The organism is Nocardia sp. TBRC8007 (assembly GCF_056629435.1).
Genome location: NZ_JBWSOR010000031.1, coordinates 1 through 24,367 on the forward strand (window position 1 = coordinate 1; position 24,367 = coordinate 24,367).

Sequence of the window (24,367 nt, forward strand, 5' to 3'; positions counted from 1 at the left end):
CGCGTTGACTCATCCAAAATGCCCGCGTAATCGCTTCGTTGCCTCATGCAAGGATGCCCGCGTACGGCGTGGTGTCGCGGCAGGTCAGAAGGGATGCGTTAGGGCCTGAGGGATGGGATTGACGATGGCCGAACGCAGGGCTGTGATCGCGACTCGCTATCTGCGGGCGGATAAGTCGGGCAAGGCGAAGATCCTCGACGAGTTGTGCGCCACCACGGACTGGCATCGTGATCATGCCCGCAAGGCTTTGCGGAAGGCGTTGCGGCCGAGGGTTGTTCGTCCTGCCGCGCCGCGCTCGGTGAAGTATGGTCCGGAAATCGTTGAGGCGCTGGTGTTTTGCTGGACGGTGTTGGGGATGCCGGCGGGGCGGCGGCTCGAGCCGGTCTTGGGTGAGTTAGTGGAGGTGCTGCGCCGTCACAGCGAGCTGGGCATCGATGACGACACCGCGGTGCTGCTGGGCGGGCGTGTCGGCGGCGACCATCGACCACCGCTTGGCCCCCGAGCGCCGTCGGCGACAGCTGAAGGGGCGTTCCCACACCAAACCCGGGTCGTTGCTGAAATCGCAGATCCCGATCCGTACCTGGGCCGGGTGGGACGACACCGCACCGGGGTTTGTGGAAATCGACTTGGTCGGCCACGAAGGCGGCAACACGATCGGTGAGCACGCCTACACCTTGACGGTGACCGACATCGCCACCGGCTGGACCGAGAACCGTACGGTGCCCAACAAGGCCCGTAAATGGGTCGTCGCCGCCCTGGAGGACATCGCGGCGGTGATGCCGTTCCCGGTGCGCGGTGCCGATTCCGACAACGGCAGCGAGTTCATCAACCACCACCCGCTGGCGTGGTATGAGAAACGTGAAATCACTTTCACCCGCTCACGTCCCGGTAACTCCAACGATGGAGCCCATGCGGAACAAAAGAACTGGGCGATCGTGCGTGCACTGGTCGGCTACTTGCGCTACGACACCGCGCCAGAAATAGTGCTGCTCAACAAGATATGGCAACAGCAGTCGCTGCTGACCAACTATTTCCAGCCGCAACAGAAGCTGATCTCGAAGGTTCACGACGACGCCAAGGTCACCAAGAAATACGACACCGCCACCACCCCACACCGCCGCGCCGAACGCCACGACACGGTTACCGCTGCAGACAAGCATGCCATGGGACGCACCCCCGCCGAGATCAACCCGGCTGCTGTACAACGCCGCATCCAAGCTCTCACCGATGAACTGATCACCCTGGCCACCAGCAAGAACCCGCCGACCACGACCATTGGTACGCGGGCAAAACCAGGTGAGGCAACGACCCGACGTTCCCGGACATCTTGACATGAGGCAATAGGCCAACCTTTCATCAATGGTGCAAAACTACTGGTATACAGGCTGATCGAACCCGATAGCGGCGAAACCTTCAGCCGTACCGGACCGAGACCGGCGATCCCTGTTCGTAAGCGGCGAACTCGACCGCGATAGCAACGCTTGCGAGCGGGATGGGCTGTCGACCAGTCCAGCGGTTATCGCTACCAGCCTTTCCGGGCATCGGTCCCCGAAGAGATACCGATAGATGGTCGCGCGGGAGCATCCGAACATCTTCGCGATATCCGGTGCGCTGACCCCCTTAGCTCTTAGCCTGAATTCGTGGATGGGGTGCTGGTCACAGTCGGTGTGTGAGATGAAGAAGATGCCTTTCGACCTGGAATGATCGTGGTTGTCGAGACCGAGGATCATGCAGGAACCGGAAGGCATTTCAGTGAGATCATCGCATACGTTCACCGCGGAGTCCGCGGTGTTCGACGAGAGGAATCTCGTGTCGGCGGCGGGTTTGGTGCCGGTGATGGAATTGGCCGAGCAGGCCGGGCTTTCAGTATTGATCGGCGAGTGCGTCGATATCGACTCGGCGCGGGTGGTCTCGGGGGCGGTGAACGCCGCGGGGAAGCTGACCTCGCTGATCGGCGCGATGTTGTGCGGCGCGGACCATATCGATCATGCCGATCTGCTGCGTGCTGGTGGCACGGCGACGGTGTTCGGTGAGGTGTATGCGCCCTCGACGTTGGGAATCTTTTTGCGTGAGTTCACTTTCGGGCATGCACAGCAGGTGGCCGCGGTCGCTCGCCGGCACTTGGTCGCGCTCGCGCGGTGTGCGCCATTGCTGGCCGGTGCCGCCGACCGGGTGTATGTGGATATCGATTCGGTGCTGCGGTCGGTGTACGGGCATGCCAAGCAGGGTGCCTCGTTCGGGCACTCCAAGGTCGCTGGGAAAGTGGTGCTGCGTCGCGGCCTGTCGCCGCTGTTGACCACTCTGTCCACCGACACGACGGCGCCGGTGATCGCCGAGATGCGGCTGCGCGCGGGCCGGACCGGGTCGGCCCGCGGCGCGGCTTCCCAAGTGGCCGCGGCGATCGGCACCGCCCGTGAGTGCGGTGCCGGGAAGGTTTTGCTGCGCGGTGATTCGGCGTTCGGCAGTAAGAAGATCATGCGTACCGCGCTCGCGGCCGGCGCGGAATTCTCCCTCACCCTGGCCCGTAACCGCGCTATCGACCGGGCCGTCGCGGCCATTCCCGACGACGCCTGGACCGGGGTGAAGTATCCGGGTGCGGTGCGTGATCCCGATACCGGGGCATGGATCTCTGATGCCGAGGTCGCCGAAACCACTCACATCATCGGCTCCGGTCGCTGTGCGATCGATGTGCGGTTGGTCGTGCGCCGCGTCAAAGACGCTGCCGTGCAGCAAGAGCCATTGTTCCCGGTGTGGCGGTATCACCCGTTCGCCACCAACTCCGAGCTGGCCACCGTCGAGGCCGATCTGGTCCACCGCCGCCACGCCGTCATCGAAACCGTGATCTCCGATCTGATCGATGGCCCCTTGGCGCATCTGCCCTCGGGGTATTTCCCGGCCAACACCGTGTGGGCGATCTGCGCCCAGATCACCCACAACCTGCTGCGTGCCGCCGCTACCCTCACCGGATCACCCCGCCACGCTGTGGCCCGCGGCACCACCCTGCGTCGTGACCTGGTCTGCGTTCCTGCCCGCTTCGCCCAGCCCGCCCGCAAGCCGGTCCTGCGCCTACCCGCCCACTGGCCCTGGGAAAAGTCATGGAAAAACCTGTGGTACAGCATCTTCAACGCCATCAACCACACCACAGCATCCGCTGCCACCTGACCACACCGCCTCATCCCTACAACCAGGAACAACAGTGGAAAAGCTGGGCAGACCAGCGGTTACCGGCTACTCACAACCCGGTGGTCCGCGCGCCGCAGGCGCGCAGACCACCTAGCAACCCCCCATCCACGGATTCAGGCTTAGCTGTCGAGCCTTAGCGGCGTCGCTATCGTTGACCTTGCGGGGCCGTCCACCTTTGCGGCCGTTGTCCGCTGCGACTACCAGTTCGGCCCGAGTTCGTTCGACCATCGTGTCTCGTTCGAGTTGGGTGAATGCGGCCATGATCGTCATCATGGCCTTGTACAAGTGGGGCTTCAAGCTGGTCCCGCTGATTTCCTCCGAGCTCCTGCTGGATTGTTTCGAACTGGCCTGCGACGCCCGCGAACTCGATATGCGCGCCAGTCCCTACGACCTGTCCGGGTACGGCTATGAGCCGATCCGTATCGAAACACCGACCGGGCGCGCCGAGTACGTTCGCAGACAGTCCGGCATCGCGGCCCGTGCGATGGCTGTGCGCACTCGATTGCTGAGCGCCTGCCAAGAGCTACTCACCATAGCTCCATAACCTCGGAGTCAGCGGGTGCCTGAACCTGCGTCCTCTCCGCGAAGGCGAGCATCCTTCGTGTCGGGTGAAGCCGGAGATCTGGTGTCGTACACCGGCGCCGGTATGCCCGATCGACCGAACCCTTTCGACCGAACCCTTTTGGTGCGGAACAACGAAATTTGCCGAAACTCCTCGGCGAATTGACGAATATCACTACCATTCAGCCAAGTGGTGGCTGTCCCAGTCACTGCGAGCACGTTCCGAAAACGAAGTGGGGGGACGCGACGATGCGCCCAAAGGTCGGATTTCGCTGTGCCAAGTCATTGGCACTATTCCTCATCGGCATGGTCACAGTCGTGCTGCTGCCCGCAAGCGCCACGGCCGACCCGTGGTCCGGCCCGAGAAACGCCATCCAGGAGTTCCTCGACGTCGGGCGGACCTCGGTCCCCCGAGCGAACTGCGGCCCTGGCTCCGCACCGGAGAACGGTCTGCAGGGCGATGTCACCGCGGCCGACCGCAACAGCGGGCGCAGCGAGCAGGGGTACCGATGCAATATGTCCTTCATCGGCGGGTACGCGGGCCGCGGCGCGGGCATCACCTCGACCAGCTTCGAACACTGCGCTTATCTCGGCTCGTTCTTTCCCGGCAGCCTGATCAGTGACCGGCGCGGCGTCCAGGTGGTCGACGTCTCCGATCCGACGAATCCACGTCCCACGGTTTCCCTGACCGAGCCCGCCATGCTCGCGGGCACCTGGGAAAGCCTCAAAGTCAACGCCCGGCGCAAACTACTGGTCGGCACCGGCGTTCCGGTGAGTCAGGGCATGGGGTACCTGTCGGTATACGACATCTCCGATTGCGCATACCCACGGCTGCTCAACCCAGGTCCCGGCACGAACATGCTCATGCCGCTGCCGATGGTCACACATGAAGGAGGGTTCTCCCCGGACGGCAACACCTATTGGGCGTCCGGGTTCGCACCCGGTTTCGTCAGCGCGATCGACCTGACCGACCCGGCGAATCCACGCGTGATCTGGCAAGGGCTGACCGGCATCGCGGCGCATGGATTCGGCATCAGCCCGGACGGCAACCAGATGTACATCTCCGCACTCGGCGGATTCACCGTCCTCGATATCAGCGCGGTGCAACGCCGCGACCCGAATCCGCAGGTACACCATATCGGTCGAGTGTTCTGGACCGACGGCTGGGCGACCCAACACAGTATCCCAGTCGACTACGCGGGCAAACCCTATCTCTACACCGTCGACGAAGGTGGTTCCGGCGGCGTCAAGCTTATCGATATCTCCGACGAGACTGCACCCAAGGTAATCAACAAGATCAAGCTGGAGATCAATCTGCCGCAACACATCGACAGCAATATCGGCTCGTCCATGGGTGGCTCCCTCTTCGCTTACGAATCGCACTACTGCGCTGCCGACCGCCCGAACAATCCGACCGCGCTGGCCTGCGGCTGGATTTCCTCCGGTATCCGGGTATTCGACATCAGAGACCCGCTCGATATCCGTGAGATCGCCTATTACAATCCGCCCGCCCGCACCGGGCAGAACCTCGAACTGTGGAACTCGCCGCACGCCCTCGGCTCACTCATCGGCATCCCGTTGATGAGCACACCGGCCGTCGTGCGCTCCGTACTGGAAGGGCAGTTCGACCCGCTCGACTTCACCACTCCACGCACCAACCGGCTCGCTTTCGGAGATATATCCACGGACTGGTGCTTCTCACCACCGGAGTGGCGCGGTTCACAACTATACGTCGCCTGCTCGGACAACGGATTCATGGTGCTGCAACTGGACAACGGCGTCTATACGCCGCCACCGGACCAACAGTCGACCATCGGAGCATAGCGATGGCGCTACGGATGCGCACGGCTTTCCTTGCTTCGGCGGCCTTCACGCTGCTCGTACTCGGCGCCGCGCTGCGACCACTGATATTTCCGGAAAGCCATTCGACGCCACCGGTACTCACCGCGGTAGAAATCGGCTTCGCTCAGGACATGACCGCACACCACCAACAGGCACTGATCATGGTGCAGCGGCTCGACCGCACCACCGATCCGGCGATCATCCGGTTGGCCGAACAACTCGACCGGACCCAGCGTCTGGAGATCGGCACCATGCTGGGCTGGTTGCGACTGGCCAACGCGGCCCCGATCGCCGAACAGCCGATGGCCTGGATGCACACCGCCGCCCCCACCTCTCATCGGCATTCGGCCACCGAACCATCCCTCGAGGCATCGGCCGCGGGCACAGCCATGCCTGGTATGGCGAGCACCACGGAGCTCGACGACTTGGCCGGGTCGCGCGGCCGGGACGCCGAAATCCTGTTTCTGCAGTTGATGATCCGCCACCATCAAGGTGGTGTTGTCATGGCGCAAGCCGCCGACGCCCTCCTGTCATCCGGACCGGTCAAGGAGATCGCCCGGGCCATGATCCACCAGCAGAACCAGGAAGTGGGATTGATGAGCATACTGCTCACCCAGCGCGGAGCGGACCTGCTGCCCTGACCCCGCATCCGACCGCGGCATCGCAGACCATCCGATGCCCCCGGCTGCACTTTTGTGGATTTCCAGACGCAGAAGCGTACGAAATTTCTCGAGCGTCGCCCGAGCGCTTACCGGCCATCCGAGGAGTTGTCGCCTCCCCTCCTCCGGACGACATCTCCTCGCATGGCCGGTGAACCAATCATCCGCTACCGCTTCCATAGCGGGGCATCGTGTCGAGTTCGACTCACTACCCAGCAGACGAGGTGTTGTGAACATATCATGAGTTCGAAAGTGGAGTTCGTGATCTCTTTTTGAGGCTCATGACAGTGAAAGGTGAGCGCTCTGTGACGTCACAGCTGCGCGGTACACGGTGGAGAGAAAGGGCATCGAGCATGGGGCGCATAGGGTTCGGCTCGTGGTGACGCTGGATCTGCAAGAGCGTTTCGGCCGAATCGTGGCCAGACGCCGCGAAGAACTCGGGCTCTCGCGGCCGGACGTTCGCGCGGCCGGAGGGCCATCCATCGCGACGATGGCACGAGTCGAAATCCCACGCGCCAGCACCGCACCGCCGAGCCCCGCGACGCTGAGACTCCTGGATATCGGCCTGCAATGGGCTGAAGGCAGTGCAGCGAGAACGCTCCACGGCGGCGACCCGATGAAACTGGGCGAGCAAATGTCGGACTTGGATACTCGTGATGCACTGACTCCCAGGGGCATCGAATACGACCCACTGAGCTTCCGCCTGGTGGAACTCGATATCGACGTTGTGGACGCACTTATCGCTGCCGCCGACCGTTGTTTCCAACTCTGCGACCGTACCGACCTTCCTGAATCGACCCAGGAGGCTGCACGGACAGTGAAAGAGCAGCTCGCCATCGCCGTCGGCAAGCTCGCAGCCGCACAAGCAACCGAAGTGCTCGAGCGAGCAGGCGGTCCGGGTAACGATATTCCCAAGAACATCGAAAGACTCATCGGTGCGCTGTTGGCGACACCACCGACGGCCACGGGGATCGAAAAAGAGAACCAACAGTACCGGCGGTGGCTCGCCGGAAGCGCAACAGATCTGGACCCCGCCCTCGCAGACCGATTTACTAAGCGGTGGCGGTCCAAGTTGGACCGGATCAGTCTGATCGAGGGAGAAAGCCGTTGAGCCAGAGCAACGGAGTCGTACCGTTGGAGGATCGGGTGAACCTACTGTTCGCCACCATCATCGACAATGATAGGACCGAGGTCAGCACCACAACTGTGGCGCAGGCGCTTTCGAAAAGCTTGGGATACCTGGTCGGAGTGGAGCAGATCGAGGCCCTGCGGCGGCCCGAGGCGCAACGGCCGAGCGGCGACTTACTCGACGCACTGGCTCGCTACTTCGACATGCCCGAGAGCTTCCTTTCCGACGACCCCGACCAGTACTACAGCTCGTTCCGGCAGCTGAGCCTGCTGATTGTGCAGCGCGACAAGCGAATCCCGTTTCTCGCCCTGCGTCCGAGCTCGGACCACTTGAGCGACAATGCGCTACAGGAGTTGAAGAAGTACCTTGAATCCCTCGATTAGAGACGGCATGGACGAGGACCGTCTGATCGCGGAACAGGCTCTTGCGAAGCTGAAGTTGCGGCGTCCCTGGTCGATGCAGCACTTCGTGGAGCAACTGAGCCTGCAGCGGGACCGGCCGATCGAGATCGTCGAAGGGCTCGGCGAATTCGAGGGCATCGACTACTCCGGCATCTGGATCCCGCTACCGGAGAAGGACCTCGTTCGGCACCGATCAGGATTCACCCAGATCGAGCGTGACGGCATCATCGCACACGAACTCGGGCACATCATCCTCGGACATGAGGTTCCGCTCGAGGAGCGGAACCAGTATTTCCAACGAACTGCGCCCTCGATCCCGGCTACTGTCATCAAACGGCTCATGGCCCAACAGGCATGTCTGCGCTCGAACTTCGAACTGCCCTTGGAACGCCAAGCCGAGTGGTTCGCGACGTTGCTGATGGAGGCCGCCGCCGTACTCGGCCGACCACTGTTTCCGGACCGGAATCTCAACCCTAGACAACGTGTCATGCTCGAACGGGCCGCCGCGATCTTCGGATGGTCGGCGTGAAAATCGTCGTCGGCGCACTCATCCCAACGGTGCTTCTCGCGCTGGCGGTACACCGCATTCGAACCAACCGGCAAGGCAATCGCCGCAGTGCCCCCACTGGAATCACCAACCCGCTGACTCAGCTCCTACTTTTCCTCGGACTGGCGAAACTGTGCCGGGTCCCGGTGATCACCGACGACATTATCAACCCCGTGCTGCGCGACGCGACCAGCCTCGCGAATATCATGTCCCTGGCCGCGATGATATTCGGCGCTCTAGCAGCAATACCGATCCTCGGGATCAGCTCGTACATTACCGGCCGCGACCTCACGCCGCGCACGCAACTCGGGATTGCCCTCGTGATCGTCACGGCGCTGATCACGACATTCCTGCGCACGCCGATGGTGCACACTCCGACGTCGTATATGAGCAACGACTTCCCGGTGACAGGGCCCGTCATGGCGTACTGGTTCGCGTTCCTGACACCGCTGGCGAGCGCGCTGGTCGTCGGCTGCGCATACATCATCCGTGAACTGTTGTGGGTCCGCAGTGGCCCGTTCGCGCATGCACTGGCTGCTATCGCCTTGTGCGAAGTACTGGGCTTGGTCTACTGCGCATTCAACGTCTACAACCTCTATCTGCAGCACGTCGGAGACGACAATTTCTGGCACCGGAATGCCGAACCCGTGTCGATCGCGCTCGGGCTCACGGCACTGATCGCGGCGGGAGTATCCGCCGGCATCTACGCCACCCACATCCTCCGAGACCGGTTCCATCACTATCGGCTGCTGCGGCGTTTCGGCCACCGATGGCTGGCGGTCCGGATAGCAAACCCCGATGTCGTGCTGGACAAGTCCGATCCATTCCGCCCCACCCGCCGAATGTGCTGGACGGCATCTCGATCGGGTGCGACCGCGTATCGGCTGCAGATCGAATTGGCCGATCATATGCACCAGGCCGGAAGCAGAGGCACTGCAGGCGACCCCACGACCGCCTGAAGGCAGGACCACCATGGCCTGCTGGAGATACAACCAAGGCCACATCCCACACACGCTCGGTCAGCTCAGGTAAGCGCTGTGCGCAGCACGTCGGACCATGGCTGCCAACGCGGATCGGGTCCACCCGTGTCATCCCCCACCATGTTGGTGCATGTGTAGCCCACGGCGATGCCGGATTCGGGATGGGCCATGCCGATTCGTCCTCCGGTACCGACCTGCCCGAAAGCTCCGGCACCCAGCAACTGGGCAGGCCGGGTTAGTTCGTAGCCGTGGGCGAAGTAGTTGCCCCGCGGCATCACCTCCAGCGGCGCAGGATGGCCGAGGCCCTCGGTCTGTGGTTGCCGTGCCCGCTCGACCGCTTCCGTGGTGAGCAACCGGATACCGTCGATTTCACCGATCGTCGCCGCGAACATCCGCGCCACAGAACGCGCGTTCCCGATCCCGTTGCCGGACGGCACCTCCGCCGAGTGCCCAACTCGAGTATTGAGCAACGCGAGACCCTCGTCACGGGCCGCGACCGTCGCGAGCGTCGCGCGAACCAACCGCGCGTCGATATCGACGCCCATGCGGCTCAACATCGCTTCCACGTCGGCGGCCCCGGGCAACTGTCGCCGCACGAACTGTGGAACGACACGGTATTCCTGGTCTTCCGGCAGGCCGATCCACAGACTCAGCCCGAGCGGCTCAGCAACCTCGGCGGCGAGGAACTCACCGACACTCTTACCGGAGACCCGGCGGATCAGCTCGCCGGCGAGGTAACCCCACGTGAGGGAATGATAGTAGAACGCGGACCTCGGTTCCCATAGAGGTTGCATCGATTCCAGCGCGGACACACACGCTGACCAGTCCGTCAATTCCCGAGCCCCGATACCGGATTCCGCATCGAAACTCGACAGGCCGCCTCGGTGCGACAGCACATCGGCGACCGTGATGTCGCCTTTGCCTCCCGCCGCGAACTCCGGCCAATACTCCCGAACCGGCGCGTCGAGATCGAGCAGACCTCGATCGACAAGGATATGCGTACAAGTCGCGGTCACCCCCTTCGACACCGACATGAGCACCGTCAGCGATTCCGCGTCCCATGATTTACCGGATTCCGGATCCTGCCCCGTCCACAGATCCACCACCACGCGCCCTTGGCGATAGACGCAGAGTTGCGCGGCACCCTCGTCACCGTCGTGGGCGCGAGCGAAACCGTCTCGGACCCCCCCGAATCCATGCTCGACAAACCCTTCCACCAACACCTCGAACCTCCTCGACAAGATCCAGCGGGTACGACCTGGGGCGAAACCCCTTCGCAACCAAACAATATTCGGCGGGTTGTGACGCCGACCGACCGGATAAACGAGACTATGACGGGACCTGGTGAGGTCGAGCTTCTGAGGTCACCGCCCACCCGATCACGCCAGGCCGCAGGCCCGACGAAAAATCGAGGCCAACTCGCAAGAGCCGAAATAGTTGAGAAAGAGATCCGACAGGGGATTCGCAACCCACTTCATGCGACACCACTCAGAGCTACCGGGTATTGCAGGCAGGATTTATGGGGGTGCCCGCCGAGTCGCCCAATCCTGAGGGCGATTGCAAAATACGCACCTCATGTAGATATTGCCCGCGCACGCAGATGGAAATCCTAGTATTTCACCCGCAAAAATCCCCCGGCTCGGGCAACTGGGCCGGGCCGGGGGATCGAGCACACGCGGGGAGCAGGCTCAGGCCTGCGCCTTGGCCTCACGGCGACGCCGGTGCAGGATTGGTTCGGTGTATCCGTTGGGCTGTTCGGTGCCCTCCAGAATCAGTTCCTTGGCCGCCTGGAAGGCGATGCTGCCCGCGAAGTCCGGCGCCATGGCCCGGTAGCTCGGGTCGCCGGCGTTCTGCCGGTCCACCACCGGAGCCATCCGCTCCAGGCTCGCCACCATCTCGTCGGCGGTAACGATGCCGTGGCGCAGCCAGTTCGCCATCAACTGGCTCGAAATGCGCAGGGTCGCGCGGTCTTCCATGAGCGCGACATCCTTGATGTCGGGCACCTTGGAGCAGCCGACGCCCTGGTCGATCCAGCGCACCACGTAGCCGAGGATGGACTGCGAGTTGTTGTCCAGCTCCTGACGCTTCTCCTCGTCGGTCCAGTTCGGCTCGGCGGCCAGCGGGATGTCCAGGATCTGATCGACCGTGGCACGGCGACCGCCCTTGGCGATCTCCTGCTGCCGCGTGAACACGTCGACCAAATGGTAGTGGGTCGCGTGCAAGGTGGCCGCGGTCGGCGAGGGCACCCAGGCGGTATTGGCGCCTGCGCGCGGGTGGCCGGTTTTCTGCGTGAGCATGTCGGCCATCAGATCGGGCATGGCCCACATACCCTTGCCGATCTGCGCCTTACCGGGCAGCCCAGCGGCCAGGCCGGTGTCGACGTTCCAGTCCTCGTAGGAGAGAATCCACTGCTGGGACTTCATATCCGCCTTGCGGACCATCGGCCCGGCCACCATCGAGGTGTGGATCTCGTCACCGGTGCGGTCCAGGAAGCCGGTGTTGATGAACACGACGCGCTCGGCGGCGGCCTGAATGCACGCCGCGAGGTTCACCGTGGTGCGGCGCTCCTCATCCATGATGCCGACCTTGAGCGTGTTGCGATCCAGCCCGAGCACGTCTTCGACCCGACCGAACAGCTCATTGGTGAACGCGACCTCATCCGGGCCGTGCATCTTGGGCTTCACAATATAAATCGAGCCGGTGCGGCTGTTGTCCAGTGCCACATCGCCGCGCAGACTGTGCTTGGCGATCAGCGAGGTGATCAGGCCATCCATGATGCCTTCCGGCACCTCGTTGCCTTCGGCGTCGATAATCGCGTCCGAGGTCATCAGGTGACCGACATTGCGCACGAACAGCAGCGACCGGCCGTGCAACGCCAGCTCGCTGCCGTCCAGCGCGGTGTACACACGGTCGGGGTTCATGGTGCGGGTGAAGGTCTGCTCCCCCTTGGTGACCTTCTCGGCGAGGTCGCCCTTCATCAGGCCCAACCAATTGTGGTAGCACAGCACCTTGTCCTCGGCGTCTACCGCGGCGACCGAGTCCTCGAAGTCCATGATGGTAGTGACCGCGGACTCCAGCACAACGTCTTCGACACCCGCGGTGTCAGTGCGACCGATAGGCGAGTTCGGGTCGATCTGGATCTCGATGTGCAGACCGTTGTGCTTCAGCAGTATCGAACTCGGCGCCTGCGGATCACCGAAGTAGCCAACCAGTTGCGTGGGGTCGGCCAGCCCGATGCTGGTGCCGTCTTCCAGCCCGACCTCCAATTCACCGTCGACGATCTTGTAGTACGCCGAGCCGATGTGCGAACCGGTGATCAGGGTGACCGCGTCGTCGAGGAAATTACGCGCCCATTCGATGACCTTGTCGCCACGTACCTTGTTGTAGCCGGTACCTTTCTGCGCACCATTATCCTCGGAGATCACGTCGGTACCGTAGAGGGCGTCGTACAACGAACCCCAGCGCGCGTTCGCAGCATTGATCGCGAAGCGCGCGTTCATCACCGGTACCACGAGCTGTGGGCCCGCGGTGGCAGCGATCTCACTGTCGACATTCTGGGTGGAGATCCGGAAATCGGCGGGCTCGGGGCGGAGATAGCCGATCTCGGTCAAGAAATTCTTGTAAGCGGCCTTGTCGTAATTCGCGCCGGGGTGCTCGGTATGCCAGGCATCGATCCTGCGCTGGATCTCGTCGCGTTCGGCCAGCAAGGCACGGTTACGTGGGGCGAGATCGTTGATGACCTGCTCAGCACCGGACCAGAACGCGGCGGAATCCACGCCGGTACCGGGGAGCGCTTCGTTCTCGACGAACTCGTGGAGAACACTGGCCACCTGGAGCCCGCCGACCTGAATCCGCTCTGTCATCTACTGCCTCACTTCCGAGAAAGCCGGGTGGGAAAACAGTGCCATGTTACCCGTGGGTAGTGTCGCCGCCGCCGGTCGGGTCGGCTCACCGCCGCTCCAGTCATTCCACCGCACCAAGGGTACGGGCGTCCTACATCCGGTGGATCCCCTGACCTTCGGCGACCGACCGTACGGCCTTCCGATCGTATCGCGCGGGCTGAAGGCTGATCGGAAACAGTGCCGGCTACCGACTGTGCCACAGCGCCATAGGTATTCACCGGGAGCGTGCTCTGGTGGTGGCGACAGCCATCGGGCAGAATGATCTGGACGCAACGGCAGCTACACGACGATGTTCCGACTGGGCCGACTGACAATTTACGGAGAAGCCATGGTGTCCGCACGTAGGATCGCGAGCTCACCGATCTCTTGGGCCATCGCCGTTCTGGCAATAGCTGCACTCGGCGCAGGCTTGGCCCTTTTCCAGCCGTGGCGTCTGATCACGAACACCACCGTCGAGGAGGCTGCCCCTTCGATCGCCACAGCCCCTGGAGCGAAAACCACGGCATCGCAGCCGCGTGTCATCGCCAGAGGCACGTTCCTTTCTCATGAGCATGCGACCTCGGGCATCGTCGTGGTGTTGCAGCTGCCCGACAACAGCCGGGTACTGCGTCTAGAGAACCTCGACACCACCAATGGACCCGATCTGCGCGTCTGGCTCACCGATGCCCCGGTGCGCGCGGGCCGTGACGGATGGTTCGTTTTTGATGATGGCGTATACACCGACCTCGGCGCACTAAAAGGCAACCGGGGCAATCAGAACTACCCGATTCCGGCCGATGCGGACCTGACTCAGCTGACCAGCGTCGCCATCTGGTGCGACCGATTCAATGTCTCCTTCGGCGCTGCCGAGCTGCGCTCGGTCTGATTCCGCTTCGCTCCCCTGTCACGCTCGTGCTTATGGGACAAAAAATCACCCGACAACCGCGGGTGTGCTGTGCCACCATATGTTTCGACGTCGACCACCACAGTGCAGGTGGTCCTCGAGCAGTGGAAAGGAGGCGGCGATGAGTCCGGATTCGATGAAACCGACAGACGTAACGATGGCACGGTTGGCGGACACGGACGACGGGTTCGACGAGCCGATGCGCATTCGGCACAGCGAACAGAACGAACGCCGCCTTCAGATCCTCGGCTGACCGCCGTATCCCTTTCCCCGCTCATCACTACTCCGCACGAAACACGTTAACTCCCATGATGTTCCGCTATGACACCAATCCGATCACGCCGACCGCCGAGAGCTGGGGACGATAAGACTCTTGCGCTACGTGTATCCAGAGCACACCGCACTGGTACACGACGAGAGCAAAGCGACGCAGGCCGGTGTATTGCGCTGCAATCAGCACCAGTGCGGCTATTGCGCGGGCTGGGCCTGCACCGTAGACCACATTCGGCCGCGTTCACGCGGCGGCCCGAACACATGGAGCAACCTGGTGGCCTGCTGTGTGCCCTGCAATGCGACCAAGGCCGACCGTACTCCGGAAGAAGCCGACATGCGCTTGCTCTGGCAACCGGCAGCCCCCACGCATCAGGCCAGGCAGCAACGCCGGATCTGGAAACAACTCGCAAGCACGTGATCACGACCGAGAAAGGAGAGAACGTGATGACACATACCCAGGCCATCGCCGCAGCAGGATCTACTCTGACCGATCTGCTTCCGCTGTCGGACTCCCCCGGATGGCACCGGGCGGCCTGCCGCGGCGACCCGAACCATGAGGCGTGGTTCCCCTACCCGTCCCAGGACTTCGACTACGCCAGGAAAGTCTGCGCACAGTGTCCGCTACGGAATGCATGTGGTGAATTCGCCACGCGTACCGGACAATCGGGCGTCTGGGGCGGACACGAGTTCGACCGCGGGCGCATGATCCGCTGCTGAAACGTCCCCGTGACGCAAGTCCGGTGTGACCGCCGGATGCCAATCATGTCGTAGGAATGAGCCACACCGTATTCCACGTAACGTGGAGCCTCTCCGGTCCCGTTCACCCTGGAGGTCCATACACTGAACCACGTGGGCACTCATCGTCGCCGAACCGGCTCTCGGAGCGTCAGCAAGGGAATGGTTATCACCGTAGTCACCGTGATTGCAGTGGCTGCGCTCATCGCCGGTTGGTTCCAGCTGCGTCATCGCGCAGCTGATCGAGACAATGCGGCAGCGACCGAGTGTGTAGCGGGGCCTGCGACACTCTTCGTTACGGCCGATCCGAGTATCGCGACTCAGGTGCGGGCCGCCGCCGATAGCTACAACGCGAGCCGGCCACGGGTGCGGGATCATTGCGCGCGAGTGGAGGTGACCGCGCAGCCGTCCTCGGCGATCGTCACCGCGTTCACCGGCGATAAGCCATGGGATCAGGCGCTCGGCCCACAACCGGCACTGTGGATCGCCGATTCGACTCGTTCGATCGAGGCTATGCGGGTGCCCGGCCTGATCGAGGGCACGCCGGTACCGATCGCCGCCAGTCCGATCGTGCTCGCGGTGCCGCAGAAACTGGGCCGAACGCTGGGGCAGGCCGCCATCTCTTGGGCGGATCTGCCCCGTCTACAACAAGGCTCGCTCAATGAGCTCGGCTTGTCCGGCTGGGGCGGTCTGCGTCTGGCTTTACCTCCCGGTGACTCAACGCTGGCCGCGGCCACGGCGGTCGGGGCTGTCGTGTCGGGTGCTGATCCACTCGATGTGACGGCAGCACAGTCCAGTCAGGTGGTCGCTGCGCTCTCCGGGCTGGCCTCCAATGCCCCGCGGGAATCCGATTCGACGACCACGCTGGCGGCGATCGCGGCGCAAGACGCACCGGTGCACGCGGTCGCGACCACCGAGCAACAAGTGCTGGGCCGACCCGGGTTGATCGCGTTCCGGCCCACCGGGGCAACGCCGATAGCGGATTATCCGGCCGCGCTGATGTCCGGAACCTGGGTGGATGAGACACAGAATCTCCTCGCCGGGCTCTTCACCGACTACCTGCGCAAACCAGAACAGGCACAGAACTTCACCGCAGCCGGCTTCGGGAATGCTCCACAGGCCGCAGCCATCGTCCCACCGCGCGCCGCGCTCGACGCGGTGCGCACCGTATTGACAGATTCTGTCCTGGGGGTACAGTCGACAGCCTTGGTCGACGTCTCGGCCTCGATGGGAACCACAGAGGGCTCGACGACCCGGCTTTCGAATGTTCTTGCCGCCCTGACCTCCACGATGACGGTCATGCCACCCGACTTCGGCCTTGGCGTATGGATCTTCGGTGAAGATCTGGGCAACGGAACCCCCTACCGAGTAGAAGCCGCGACAGCACCGCTCACCGCCGAGCAGCGGGCGAACATCAGCACAGCACTGAACTCCATCCGCCTCGACAAAAATAGTACCGACCAGGCCTATCCTGCGCTGATCGCCGCGTACCGAAGCGCTGTCACCGGTTACACACCGGGCCACACCAATTCGGTACTACTGATCACCGATGGACCGAACGACGACTCGACAGTCACCGGCAGGCAGCTGATCGCGGCGATCGATGCGGCGACCGATACCACTCGGCCGGTCCGTATCGATGTGATCGTGCTCGGCGGCAGCGGCACCCGAACCCTCCAGACGTTGGCACAGCGGACCGGCGGCAATTACACCCGCCTGGCCACCTCCAACGACCTCGGCTTCGGATCCGCCGTCGTCCAGGCACTCACCAAACCGTGACCGAACGCCACGAACCGACTCCACTCAGTCCGAGTACGCTGTCAAAGGTGGACATGCGCACACCAGATTCCGGTCGCCGTAGGCGCCATCGATCCGGCGCGTCGCAGGCCACACCTTCGCCCTGGCGTGCCCGAGGCCGCGCGGGTAGACGGCTTGTTCCCGACTATAAGGGTGATTCCACTCGCTGACCAACGACGCCGCGGTGTGCGGCGCACCGCGTAGCGGGTTGTCGGTCACCGGCCACATCCCGGCTGCGACCTGGTCGATCTCCGCGCGAATAGCGATCATCGCCTCGATGAAATCATCCAGCTCGGCGAGATTTTCGCTCTCGGTAGGCTCCACCATCAGGGTGCCTGCCACCGGAAAGCTCATAGTCGGTGCGTGGAAACCATAGTCTGCCAGGCGTTTTGCCACATCGTCCACAGTGACACCTGTCTGCTTGGTGATCTCACGCAGGTCCAGAATGCATTCGTGTGCCACCAGGCCGTGCTCACCGGTGTAGAGGACCGGGAAGTGCTCGCCGAGCCTGCGCGCGATGTAGTTCGCCGAGGCGATCGCCGACAGTGTCGCTCTACGCAAGCCACCGGCGCCCATCAGCCGGATGTACGCCCAGGTGATGGGCAAGATCGAGGCCGAACCGTACTGCGCTGCGGACACCGCGTGCGACCCCGCTTCCAAAGGGTTGCCGGGCAGATATCGCGCCAGGTGTGCGCGGACCGCGACCGGGCCGACACCTGGACCACCGCCACCATGCGGGATACAGAACGTCTTGTGCAGGTTCAGATGGCTGACATCGCCGCCGAACCTGCCCGGCCGAGCCAGACCGACCAGGGCGTTCAGATTCGCGCCGTCGACGTAGACCTGACCACCCGCGTCGTGTACCAGCGCACACAATTCGGCGATCTCGTGTTCGTACACGCCATGCGTAGACGGATAGGTGATCATGATGCAAGCCAGGCGTTCGGCGTGGTCGGCGATCTTGGCGCGCAGGACATCCAGATCGACGTCCCCATTGTCGCGGCAGCGCACCACCTCCACCCGCAACCCGGCCATAACCGCCGACGCCGCATTGGTGCCATGCGCGCTGGACGGAATGAGGCAGGTATCGCGGTGGGTATCGCCGCGGTCGAGATGGTATCGACGAATCGCCAGCAGACCGGCGTACTCCCCCTGGCTACCCGCATTGGGCTGCAGGCTCACCGCGGCATAACCGGTGATGTCGGACAGCCAGCGTTCCAGGTCCGCGATCACTCGTAACAGGCCAGGCGCGTCCTGTACCGGTGCGTACGGGTGCACACAGGCGAAACCGGGCCAGGTGATGGGCTCCATTTCCGCGGTGGCATTGAGTTTCATGGTGCACGAGCCGAGTGGGATCATGCTGCGGTCCAACGCGATGTCTTTGTCGGACAACGAGCGCAGATAGCGCAACATGGCCGTCTCGGTGTGGTATTTCGTGAACGCGGGATGGGTCAGGAACTCCGAGGTACGGTTTTCGATCGTGGCGATCAGAGTAGGCGTCGCCGACTCGGACGACGCTTCGGTACCGAAGGATTGGAGCACGGCCAGCACATGCGCTTCGGTCGTCGCCTCATCACACGCGATAGCGACATGGTCGGCATCGACCAGCCGTAGATTGATACCAAGCGACTTCGCCTTCGCTACGACCGCTTCCGCAGTGCCCGGCACATGTGCGAGCACCGTGTCGAAGAAACAGTCGTGCACGATCGTACTGTCCAGACCAGTCGCGATCGACATGGCGTGTCCGTGCACCCTGCGGGCGATGGCGCGCAGGCCGTCGGCGCCGTGGTAGGCGGCATACATCGCGGCCACGATCGCCAGCAGCACCTGCGCGGTACAGATGTTGGATGTCGCCTTCTCCCGACGGATGTGCTGCTCACGCGTCTGCAGCGCGAGCCGGTAGGCGATATCGCCATCCGCGTCCACCGAAACTCCGACCAGCCGCCCCGGCAGCTGGCGAGCCTGCGCCTGGCGCACCGCGAGATATCCGGCATGCGGGCCGCCGAAGCCGAGCGGAACACCGAAGCGCTGAGTCGTGCCGAAGCACACGTCGGCGCCCTGCTCGCCGGGCGGCGTGATGAGCGTCATCGCCAGCAGATCCGCGCCGATCGCGACCAAGGCGCCGCGCTCATGCGCTGCGGCGATGACGCCAGTCCAGTCCACAATGCGACCGGAGGCTCCTGGCGTCTGCGCCAACACGCCGAAGAACTCTTCTTCGGGCAATTCACCGGTGGACAGGTCCGACTCCACGATCTCCAGGCCCAGCGGCGCGGCTCTGGTGTGCAGGACCGTCTTGGTCTGTGGAAACAGATCGATATCGATGACCAGCCGTGCGGATTTCACCTTGCTCGCGCGACGCAGCAGGGTCATCGCCTCGGCGGCCGCGGTAGCTTCATCGAGCATGGATGCGTTGGCGAGGTCCATGCCGGTCAACTCCACCACCATGGTCTGGAAGTTGAGCAGTGCTTCCAGCCTGCCCTGGCTGATCTCGGGCTGGTAGGGCGTATAGGCGGTGTACCAGGCCGGGTTCTCCAACAGGTTGCGCACCAGCACCGGCGGGGTCAGCGTGTCGTAATATCCCAGGCCGATCATCGAGGTGGCCACAGTATTGGACTTCGCGAGCTCCGCCAGCTCGGCGAGCACCTCGTGCTCGGTGGCCGCCGCGGGTAGTTCGGTCAGACCGCCGCCGTCTCGGATGCCCGCGGGCAGTGCCACGGCAGCCAGTTCATCGAGTGACGGCATCCCGACGACGTCCAGGATCCGGGTCAGTTCATCTCGGTCAGGTCCGATGTGGCGGTCGGCGAATGAACGAGTCACAACAGCTCCCAAGGTCGGGCGAGGTCGACCATGAGGTCGACAGGTACCGGCCCTCCCCCTCTGTCGTGACGCCTGAGAGATTCGGGTGCCGCGACCCTAAGGCCGACCCCTTTCCCCATGGGCGGGCAGCTCGAAACCACCGCTTTCCAGAGGCGCCGGAGTCCGAGCGGTCCTGGTGCCTGAGAGATTGACGGGGAGGTGCTGCTCCTTCGGCGCCCGAGCTCATTTCGAGGCCGGGACTCTCCCGCACGGTGGCGACGCACCGGTTAGTGTATGCCTAAACCATGTCGGAATACGCATAGTCACTATGCGAGTTGTGTAGTTCTTGTCACTCGGGTAGTTCACGTCACCCGGCTGTGCAGGCCGGATCAAGTATCAGATCGCCAAGCCTGCCCGCAGCCGTGTCGCCGCAAGCAACACCGTCTCCGCTTGGATCGATACCAGACGCGCCAACGGCACCGCGACACCTGGCGCGTGCTGTTCGACATCGGCACACCATTGATCGAACAGCACGGCGAATCGATCGCGTTCAGCGTCCAGAACGGGATCGACATCGTGGCGGCATTCCTCCTCCAACAACCGCAGAAGCATGCCGCCCAATCGCAGACGCAACATAGCGGCCGTGTCGTACTGCTCGATGAAGATCTCGCCCCGTGTCGCGATCCGGTGCCGCCCAGGCACCGCTGCTCTGCTCATCGCGAGACCGGGCAGTCTGGCGGTCAGCGCACGTACTGATCGTTCGAATGGGCTGCGACCACTCAACCGGCCCGCGACTCGTGCGAGAACACCGGCAGCCACCTCGGCCATCGCGTGATACTCGGCCGCGGTAGCGTCGAGTAGGTCGCCGAGCAGACGATCACCTTCCGAGCCGTCATTGATTCGCATGTCGGCCCACAACGGCAGTTCACAGACCAGGATCGCGGTGCCGTAACGCGCTGCGTAGTCCCGGCAGCCGCCTCCGCCCAGGGCCGCGATCGCGTCGACTCCGCGTGCGGTGAGCAGGTCGGCCATCGCCTCGAACAGCGGCAGTTCGAAGACCCCCCTCGCCAGGGTACGTGCACCAGGGACATCAGGCTCTCCCTGGTAGACCGGGATATTTGCAGCCTCGAGCCGATCGGTCAGGGCAGTCCAGTAGTCAGAGGAGCCACCAGAAGTGTAGAAGAACCCACCCCCGAATTCCGCATTGTGCAGCGACGCGATCAATGCGGGCCGAGTGCGGTCGATCAACGACATCATGGCCTCGGTCTCCGGTAGCGGGATACCGACCGATCTGCCGCGCCATAGGGTCGGGAAGCACCATTCCGGCTGTTCGGTCGCAGGCGGACGGTAGAGACTGCGGGCGACGCCAGTTCTGGTGTGTGGTCCCGCGAACCACCCTTCGTTGAGCCGAGTTCCATCCGGGTCGACGCACAGCACGAAGTGCCACGTAGCGCCCACTGTCGCAGTGTCGTCGGCGACCATCCTGCCGAGCAGATGGCGAATCGTCGCCATGCCGATAGGCTCGTTCGGGTGTGGGTTGCCCAGCACCAGAATGTGCCGCGGGCCCGATCCCACCTGGACCTCACGGATCGGGTCACCCCCACGAGATCGTCCGAGTTCAGTGCTCGACACCCGGTCCGGGTACTCGGCCGTCAGCGCGTCGACGAACGCATTCAGCTCGTCGACAGTGGGGAATGCGTCGAAGAAGTCGATCGGCCCGACGAGCCGGGTGATCTCCTCATCTGCCCGCACGGCGCCCCTCCTCATTACCGCCGCATCCCTTTCACCCGCCGCACCCGTACACGCCGCGCTAACCGGCTGACCTGTGCTCCGGTCTGGGAACGCTTCGATTGTCCTGGTCGAGCCCCGAACGCAAGGCTAGCCCGTCTTGCGGTTCATCCGCGCTTTACGACGGAACGACAACTCGTCCTCCGGGCGTTCGGTGACCGCCGATGCGCGTTCCGCAGGGAAGTTCGCGATAGCTCCGGTCAGTTCGCGCATGGCGCCGCTGACAGCGATACCGAAGACACCCTGCCCACCCTGCAGTAAATCGACGACCTCCTCGGCCGAGGTGCATTCGTAGACCGAAGTACCGTCGGAGAAGAGCGTGATCCCTGCCAGATCCTGCACACCGCGGCTGCGTAGATGGTCGACGGCGATACGAATGTTCTGCAGAGAGATACCCGCATCGAGCAGCCGCTTGACAATCTTGAGGACCAAAATGTCCTTGAACGAATACAGCCGCTGGCTTCCCGAGCCAGCGGCACTACGGATGGAGGGCACCACCAAACCGGTGCGTGCCCAATAGTCGAGCTGCCGGTAGGTGATCCCCGCTACCTGGCATGCACTAGGGACGCGATAGCCGACCAAATCGTCAGGTACCGAGTCGTCCGGGAACAGGCCTGGCTGTACCACATCCTGCGATTGCTCTGCCACTGACCACTCCCTTGCTTCGCCGACGCATTCCCAGCCTCATCGATGATCCGGTTCCGTCACCGACCGAACCGGTAGGGATTCGGCCGAAACGGACGGACGCGGCCCAACTGTCGAGATTACTCCTCCAGATTGTCCAGGGAGCGGCCTCATCGAACCAAACGCGACGCGCGGTAAAAATCTCTATCTCTACTTCAGCTGTCGGTTGCCTTGAAATCGTCCGGTGATACCGATTCGAGGAACTCCTTGAACTTCTCCACCTCGTCCTCACGCTCATCCGGCATGACCAGCCCGGCTTCCTCGAGAACAGCCTCTTCAGCATGGATCGGGCAACCCACTCGCAAAGCGATGGCCACCGAATCGGACGGCCGCGCCGAAATCCGCAAGTCGTTCTCGAAGACCAGATCCGCGTAGAAGGTGCCTTCTTGCAAATCCACGATCCTGACCTCCTTGAGAGTATGCCCCAGTTCGGTGATCAGGATCTTGATCAGATCGTGGGTCAGCGGGCGAATAGGTGTCACACCCTCCTGCTCCAGCACGATCGCGGTCGCCTCGGCCTGCCCGATCCAGATCGGCAGATACCGATCGCCCGAAACCTCGCGAAGTAGCAGCACGGGCTGGTTCTGTGGCTGCTCGACACGGATGCCGATCACGCGCATTTCGCTCATCGCACTGCCTCCCATACTCGCCACCGGCCCGGCATGACCACCACAGAGCCCGCCGTACCACGAGTCTAAGCGAACCCATACTGGTGCAGCGATCTGTCCGCGCAGCCGAAATCAGCATGTTGGACCGAAGGAACCTCCGGACCGGAGTCGCCGGGAGTCATCCCTGTAACGAGCTCCGGACCGAAGACTTCACCAGACAAGTGTGCAATGTCAGCGACAACGCGGCCAACTCACGGACCGTCTCCTCCGCGCGGGCACGCGCGTCCGCGTCACGACTCTTCGCGATCGGAGCGACGATCTGCGCCACCAACGCGGCCTCCCGATCGGCAGCGAGTTTGAACGCACGCAGATGACGTGCCTCCAAACCGAATTCAGCCATCGCGCGCGCCGTCTTGACCAACGTGACCGCATCGTCGTCGAAGTACCCAGCGGGGCCTGACACGATCAGGTTCGCCCGGACCAGGTCGTCCAGGAACTTCTCATCGACCTCGGCCTGAGCCAACAGATCCGCCCGGGTGAGCCGGATATCGTGATCGAACCGCAGATCCGCCGACGAGACCTCGTCCGGCACAATTCCCAGCCGCCGCGGCTCCGCGCTCTGGCGCGTATCGCGAGCAGATCCCAGCGGCTGTTCACCCGCATCCGGTACGACAGCCCCGGACTCCTCCGTCCTGGTCCGAACGGAATGCGCTCGGGCACGGGCTTCCCGCACACCGAGCGTCGCCACACCACTGTCGATGGCCTCCAGCTGCTCCTTGATCACTTTCAGCGGCAGATACTGATCACGTTGCGCGGTCAGCACGAACCGAAGCCGCTCGACATCGGCGGAGGAGAATCTCCGATAACCCGAAGACGTCCGCTCCGGCCGGATCAAGCCCTCCGCTTCCAGGAAACGTATCTTGGAAATGGTGACGTCAGGAAAGTCGGGACGCAGCAGGTCGAGCACGGAGCCGATCGACATCCCTCCGCGTGCCCACTGCGCCGCACCGGTCACAGCGCCAGGTCCTTCATGACCCCGAGCCTTTCAACAAGTATGAGAAGACCCGACGCCGATATCATCATAGGCTGCCCGCACCCGCCGAAGAGTCGGTCACCTGCGCGCGCGGCCCGGTCAAGAACACCAGCCGGAACTTGCCGATCTGGACCTCGTCACCGTTCTGCAACTCCGAGGAGTCCACCGGCTCGCGGTTCACGTATGTACCGTTCAAGCTGCCCACATCGACTACCTGGAACGAATCGTCGTCCTGCCGAAACTCGGCGTGCCGACGGCTGACAGTGACGTCGTCGAGAAAGATGTCACTGTCGGGGTGGCGCCCCGCCGATGTTGTCGGCTGATCCAGCAGGAATCGCGAGCCCGCGTTCGGGCCACGTTTGACTACCAGGAGGGCCGCGCCAACAGGCAGACCCTCGACCCCTTGGACCGGCTGCTCGCCGGTCGGCTCTCCGGAGCGCGACGCGTCGACCTCGTTCAGGAAATCCGCGCGGAAGACCGACGTCGTCTCGGCCGCGGCCTCCCCGTAACCCGGGTCTTTGTTCTCGCTCACCGTTTCTCTCCTCCTCGAACCTGATTATCCCTGC

At 63.3% G+C, this 24,367-nt stretch carries 21 protein-coding genes, 3 pseudogenes and 1 riboswitch; of the genes and pseudogenes, 14 read left to right on the top strand and 10 right to left on the bottom strand.

The window, feature by feature from the left end; genetic code table 11:
- Positions 1-112 precede the first annotated feature (112 nt).
- Positions 113-1,331, top strand: a pseudogene (locus ACX4ZE_RS18450) (DDE-type integrase/transposase/recombinase).
- Positions 1,332-1,370: 39 nt separating this feature from the next.
- Here the strand turns inward: ACX4ZE_RS18450 and ACX4ZE_RS18455 are convergent.
- Entirely contained in the window at positions 1,371-1,748 is a 378-nt protein-coding gene (locus ACX4ZE_RS18455; protein WP_480274704.1) for a helix-turn-helix domain-containing protein, read from the bottom strand.
- Positions 1,749-1,752: 4 nt separating this feature from the next.
- On the opposite strand from ACX4ZE_RS18455, the gene ACX4ZE_RS18460 reads away from it, so the two are divergent.
- The gene (locus ACX4ZE_RS18460; protein WP_480274705.1) at positions 1,753-3,162 is read left to right on the top strand and encodes an IS1380 family transposase; all 1,410 of its coding nucleotides are present in this window, start codon (positions 1,753-1,755) and stop codon (positions 3,160-3,162) included.
- A gap of 111 nt (positions 3,163-3,273) precedes the next feature.
- On the opposite strand, the gene ACX4ZE_RS18465 is transcribed toward ACX4ZE_RS18460, so the two are convergent.
- Positions 3,274-3,444 (bottom strand): hypothetical protein, encoded by a 171-nt coding sequence (locus ACX4ZE_RS18465; RefSeq protein WP_480274706.1) that lies wholly within the window; start codon positions 3,442-3,444, stop codon positions 3,274-3,276.
- 10 nt (positions 3,445-3,454) lie between these two features.
- Here ACX4ZE_RS18465 and ACX4ZE_RS18470 point away from each other — a divergent pair.
- From ACX4ZE_RS18470 to ACX4ZE_RS18500, 7 genes and pseudogenes are all read left to right on the top strand, one after another.
- Positions 3,455-3,727, top strand: a pseudogene (locus tag ACX4ZE_RS18470) (3-methyladenine DNA glycosylase); the annotation flags it as partial.
- 323 nt (positions 3,728-4,050) lie between these two features.
- The gene (locus tag ACX4ZE_RS18475; protein ID WP_480274707.1) at positions 4,051-5,568 is read left to right on the top strand and encodes an LVIVD repeat-containing protein; all 1,518 of its coding nucleotides are present in this window, start codon (positions 4,051-4,053) and stop codon (positions 5,566-5,568) included.
- A 2-nt stretch (positions 5,569-5,570) separates the two neighbouring features.
- Positions 5,571-6,227 (top strand): DUF305 domain-containing protein, encoded by a 657-nt coding sequence (locus ACX4ZE_RS18480; RefSeq protein ID WP_480274708.1) that lies wholly within the window; start codon positions 5,571-5,573, stop codon positions 6,225-6,227.
- A 394-nt stretch (positions 6,228-6,621) separates the two neighbouring features.
- Positions 6,622-7,356 (top strand): hypothetical protein, encoded by a 735-nt coding sequence (locus ACX4ZE_RS18485; RefSeq protein ID WP_480274709.1) that lies wholly within the window; start codon positions 6,622-6,624, stop codon positions 7,354-7,356.
- Positions 7,353-7,757, top strand: a complete 405-nt coding sequence (locus ACX4ZE_RS18490; protein WP_480274710.1) for a hypothetical protein — start codon at positions 7,353-7,355, stop codon at positions 7,755-7,757. The genes ACX4ZE_RS18485 and ACX4ZE_RS18490 overlap by 4 nt, the downstream gene beginning before the upstream one ends.
- On the top strand, positions 7,741-8,304 hold the full coding sequence (locus ACX4ZE_RS18495; RefSeq protein WP_480274711.1) for a hypothetical protein: 564 nt from the start codon (positions 7,741-7,743) through the stop codon (positions 8,302-8,304). Before ACX4ZE_RS18490 ends, ACX4ZE_RS18495 begins: the two co-directional genes overlap by 17 nt.
- Positions 8,301-9,281 carry a hypothetical protein gene (locus tag ACX4ZE_RS18500; protein WP_480274712.1) on the top strand — a complete coding sequence of 327 codons (981 nt, stop codon included), beginning with the start codon at positions 8,301-8,303 and terminating at the stop codon, positions 9,279-9,281. Before ACX4ZE_RS18495 ends, ACX4ZE_RS18500 begins: the two co-directional genes overlap by 4 nt.
- A gap of 65 nt (positions 9,282-9,346) precedes the next feature.
- Here ACX4ZE_RS18500 and ACX4ZE_RS18505 read toward each other — a convergent pair whose 3' ends face one another.
- Positions 9,347-10,525 carry a serine hydrolase domain-containing protein gene (locus ACX4ZE_RS18505; RefSeq protein ID WP_480274713.1) on the bottom strand — a complete coding sequence of 393 codons (1,179 nt, stop codon included), beginning with the start codon at positions 10,523-10,525 and terminating at the stop codon, positions 9,347-9,349.
- A 465-nt stretch (positions 10,526-10,990) separates the two neighbouring features.
- Positions 10,991-13,165: a malate synthase G gene (locus ACX4ZE_RS18510; RefSeq protein ID WP_480274714.1), complete on the bottom strand. Its 2,175-nt coding sequence runs from the start codon at positions 13,163-13,165 to the stop codon at positions 10,991-10,993.
- Positions 13,166-13,532: 367 nt separating this feature from the next.
- Between ACX4ZE_RS18510 and ACX4ZE_RS18515 the strand changes: the two genes are divergently transcribed.
- The 5 genes and pseudogenes from ACX4ZE_RS18515 (at position 13,533) to ACX4ZE_RS18535 (ending at position 16,874) form a co-directional block, all read left to right on the top strand.
- Positions 13,533-14,069 carry a DM13 domain-containing protein gene (locus ACX4ZE_RS18515; RefSeq protein ID WP_480274715.1) on the top strand — a complete coding sequence of 179 codons (537 nt, stop codon included), beginning with the start codon at positions 13,533-13,535 and terminating at the stop codon, positions 14,067-14,069.
- Positions 14,070-14,208: 139 nt separating this feature from the next.
- The gene (locus ACX4ZE_RS18520; RefSeq protein ID WP_480274716.1) at positions 14,209-14,340 is read left to right on the top strand and encodes a hypothetical protein; all 132 of its coding nucleotides are present in this window, start codon (positions 14,209-14,211) and stop codon (positions 14,338-14,340) included.
- Positions 14,341-14,415: 75 nt separating this feature from the next.
- Positions 14,416-14,778 (top strand): annotated as a pseudogene (locus ACX4ZE_RS18525) (HNH endonuclease); the annotation flags it as partial.
- 26 nt (positions 14,779-14,804) lie between these two features.
- Positions 14,805-15,077, top strand: coding sequence for a WhiB family transcriptional regulator (locus ACX4ZE_RS18530; RefSeq protein ID WP_480274717.1), 273 nt, complete (start codon positions 14,805-14,807; stop codon positions 15,075-15,077).
- A gap of 201 nt (positions 15,078-15,278) precedes the next feature.
- Positions 15,279-16,874 carry a VWA domain-containing protein gene (locus ACX4ZE_RS18535; RefSeq protein ID WP_480274718.1) on the top strand — a complete coding sequence of 532 codons (1,596 nt, stop codon included), beginning with the start codon at positions 15,279-15,281 and terminating at the stop codon, positions 16,872-16,874.
- A 24-nt stretch (positions 16,875-16,898) separates the two neighbouring features.
- On the opposite strand, the gene gcvP is transcribed toward ACX4ZE_RS18535, so the two are convergent.
- The 6 genes from gcvP to odhI form a co-directional block, all read right to left on the bottom strand.
- Complete coding sequence (gcvP, locus tag ACX4ZE_RS18540) at positions 16,899-19,709, bottom strand: aminomethyl-transferring glycine dehydrogenase (protein WP_480274719.1); 2,811 nt, start codon at positions 19,707-19,709, stop codon at positions 16,899-16,901.
- Positions 19,710-19,866: 157 nt separating this feature from the next.
- Positions 19,867-19,966: riboswitch (glycine riboswitch) on the bottom strand.
- A gap of 118 nt (positions 19,967-20,084) precedes the next feature.
- Positions 20,085-21,440 (bottom strand): M14 family zinc carboxypeptidase, encoded by a 1,356-nt coding sequence (locus ACX4ZE_RS18545; protein WP_480274720.1) that lies wholly within the window; start codon positions 21,438-21,440, stop codon positions 20,085-20,087.
- A 126-nt stretch (positions 21,441-21,566) separates the two neighbouring features.
- Positions 21,567-22,124: a MerR family transcriptional regulator gene (locus ACX4ZE_RS18550; RefSeq protein ID WP_330231358.1), complete on the bottom strand. Its 558-nt coding sequence runs from the start codon at positions 22,122-22,124 to the stop codon at positions 21,567-21,569.
- 191 nt (positions 22,125-22,315) lie between these two features.
- Positions 22,316-22,789, bottom strand: coding sequence for a bifunctional nuclease family protein (locus tag ACX4ZE_RS18555; protein ID WP_480274721.1), 474 nt, complete (start codon positions 22,787-22,789; stop codon positions 22,316-22,318).
- Positions 22,790-22,946: 157 nt separating this feature from the next.
- The gene (gene ftsR / locus ACX4ZE_RS18560; protein ID WP_480274745.1) at positions 22,947-23,750 is read right to left on the bottom strand and encodes a transcriptional regulator FtsR; all 804 of its coding nucleotides are present in this window, start codon (positions 23,748-23,750) and stop codon (positions 22,947-22,949) included.
- A gap of 97 nt (positions 23,751-23,847) precedes the next feature.
- On the bottom strand, positions 23,848-24,333 hold the full coding sequence (odhI, locus tag ACX4ZE_RS18565) for an oxoglutarate dehydrogenase inhibitor Odhl (RefSeq protein WP_412804205.1): 486 nt from the start codon (positions 24,331-24,333) through the stop codon (positions 23,848-23,850).
- Positions 24,334-24,367: the final 34 nt, after the last annotated feature.

Coding starts and splice junctions, on each gene's coding strand:
- ftsR (WP_480274745.1), bottom strand. CDS start 23,750: ATGTCGATCGGCTCCGTGCTCGACCTGCTGCGTCCCGACTTTCCTGAC.
- ACX4ZE_RS18475 (WP_480274707.1), top strand. CDS start 4,051: ATGGTCACAGTCGTGCTGCTGCCCGCAAGCGCCACGGCCGACCCGTGG.
- ACX4ZE_RS18465 (WP_480274706.1), bottom strand. CDS start 3,444: ATGGCCGCATTCACCCAACTCGAACGAGACACGATGGTCGAACGAACT.
- ACX4ZE_RS18510 (WP_480274714.1), bottom strand. CDS start 13,165: ATGACAGAGCGGATTCAGGTCGGCGGGCTCCAGGTGGCCAGTGTTCTC.
- ACX4ZE_RS18520 (WP_480274716.1), top strand. CDS start 14,209: ATGAGTCCGGATTCGATGAAACCGACAGACGTAACGATGGCACGGTTG.
- ACX4ZE_RS18530 (WP_480274717.1), top strand. CDS start 14,805: ATGACACATACCCAGGCCATCGCCGCAGCAGGATCTACTCTGACCGAT.
- ACX4ZE_RS18455 (WP_480274704.1), bottom strand. CDS start 1,748: ATGCCTTCCGGTTCCTGCATGATCCTCGGTCTCGACAACCACGATCAT.
- ACX4ZE_RS18555 (WP_480274721.1), bottom strand. CDS start 22,789: ATGAGCGAAATGCGCGTGATCGGCATCCGTGTCGAGCAGCCACAGAAC.
- ACX4ZE_RS18515 (WP_480274715.1), top strand. CDS start 13,533: ATGGTGTCCGCACGTAGGATCGCGAGCTCACCGATCTCTTGGGCCATC.
- ACX4ZE_RS18480 (WP_480274708.1), top strand. CDS start 5,571: ATGGCGCTACGGATGCGCACGGCTTTCCTTGCTTCGGCGGCCTTCACG.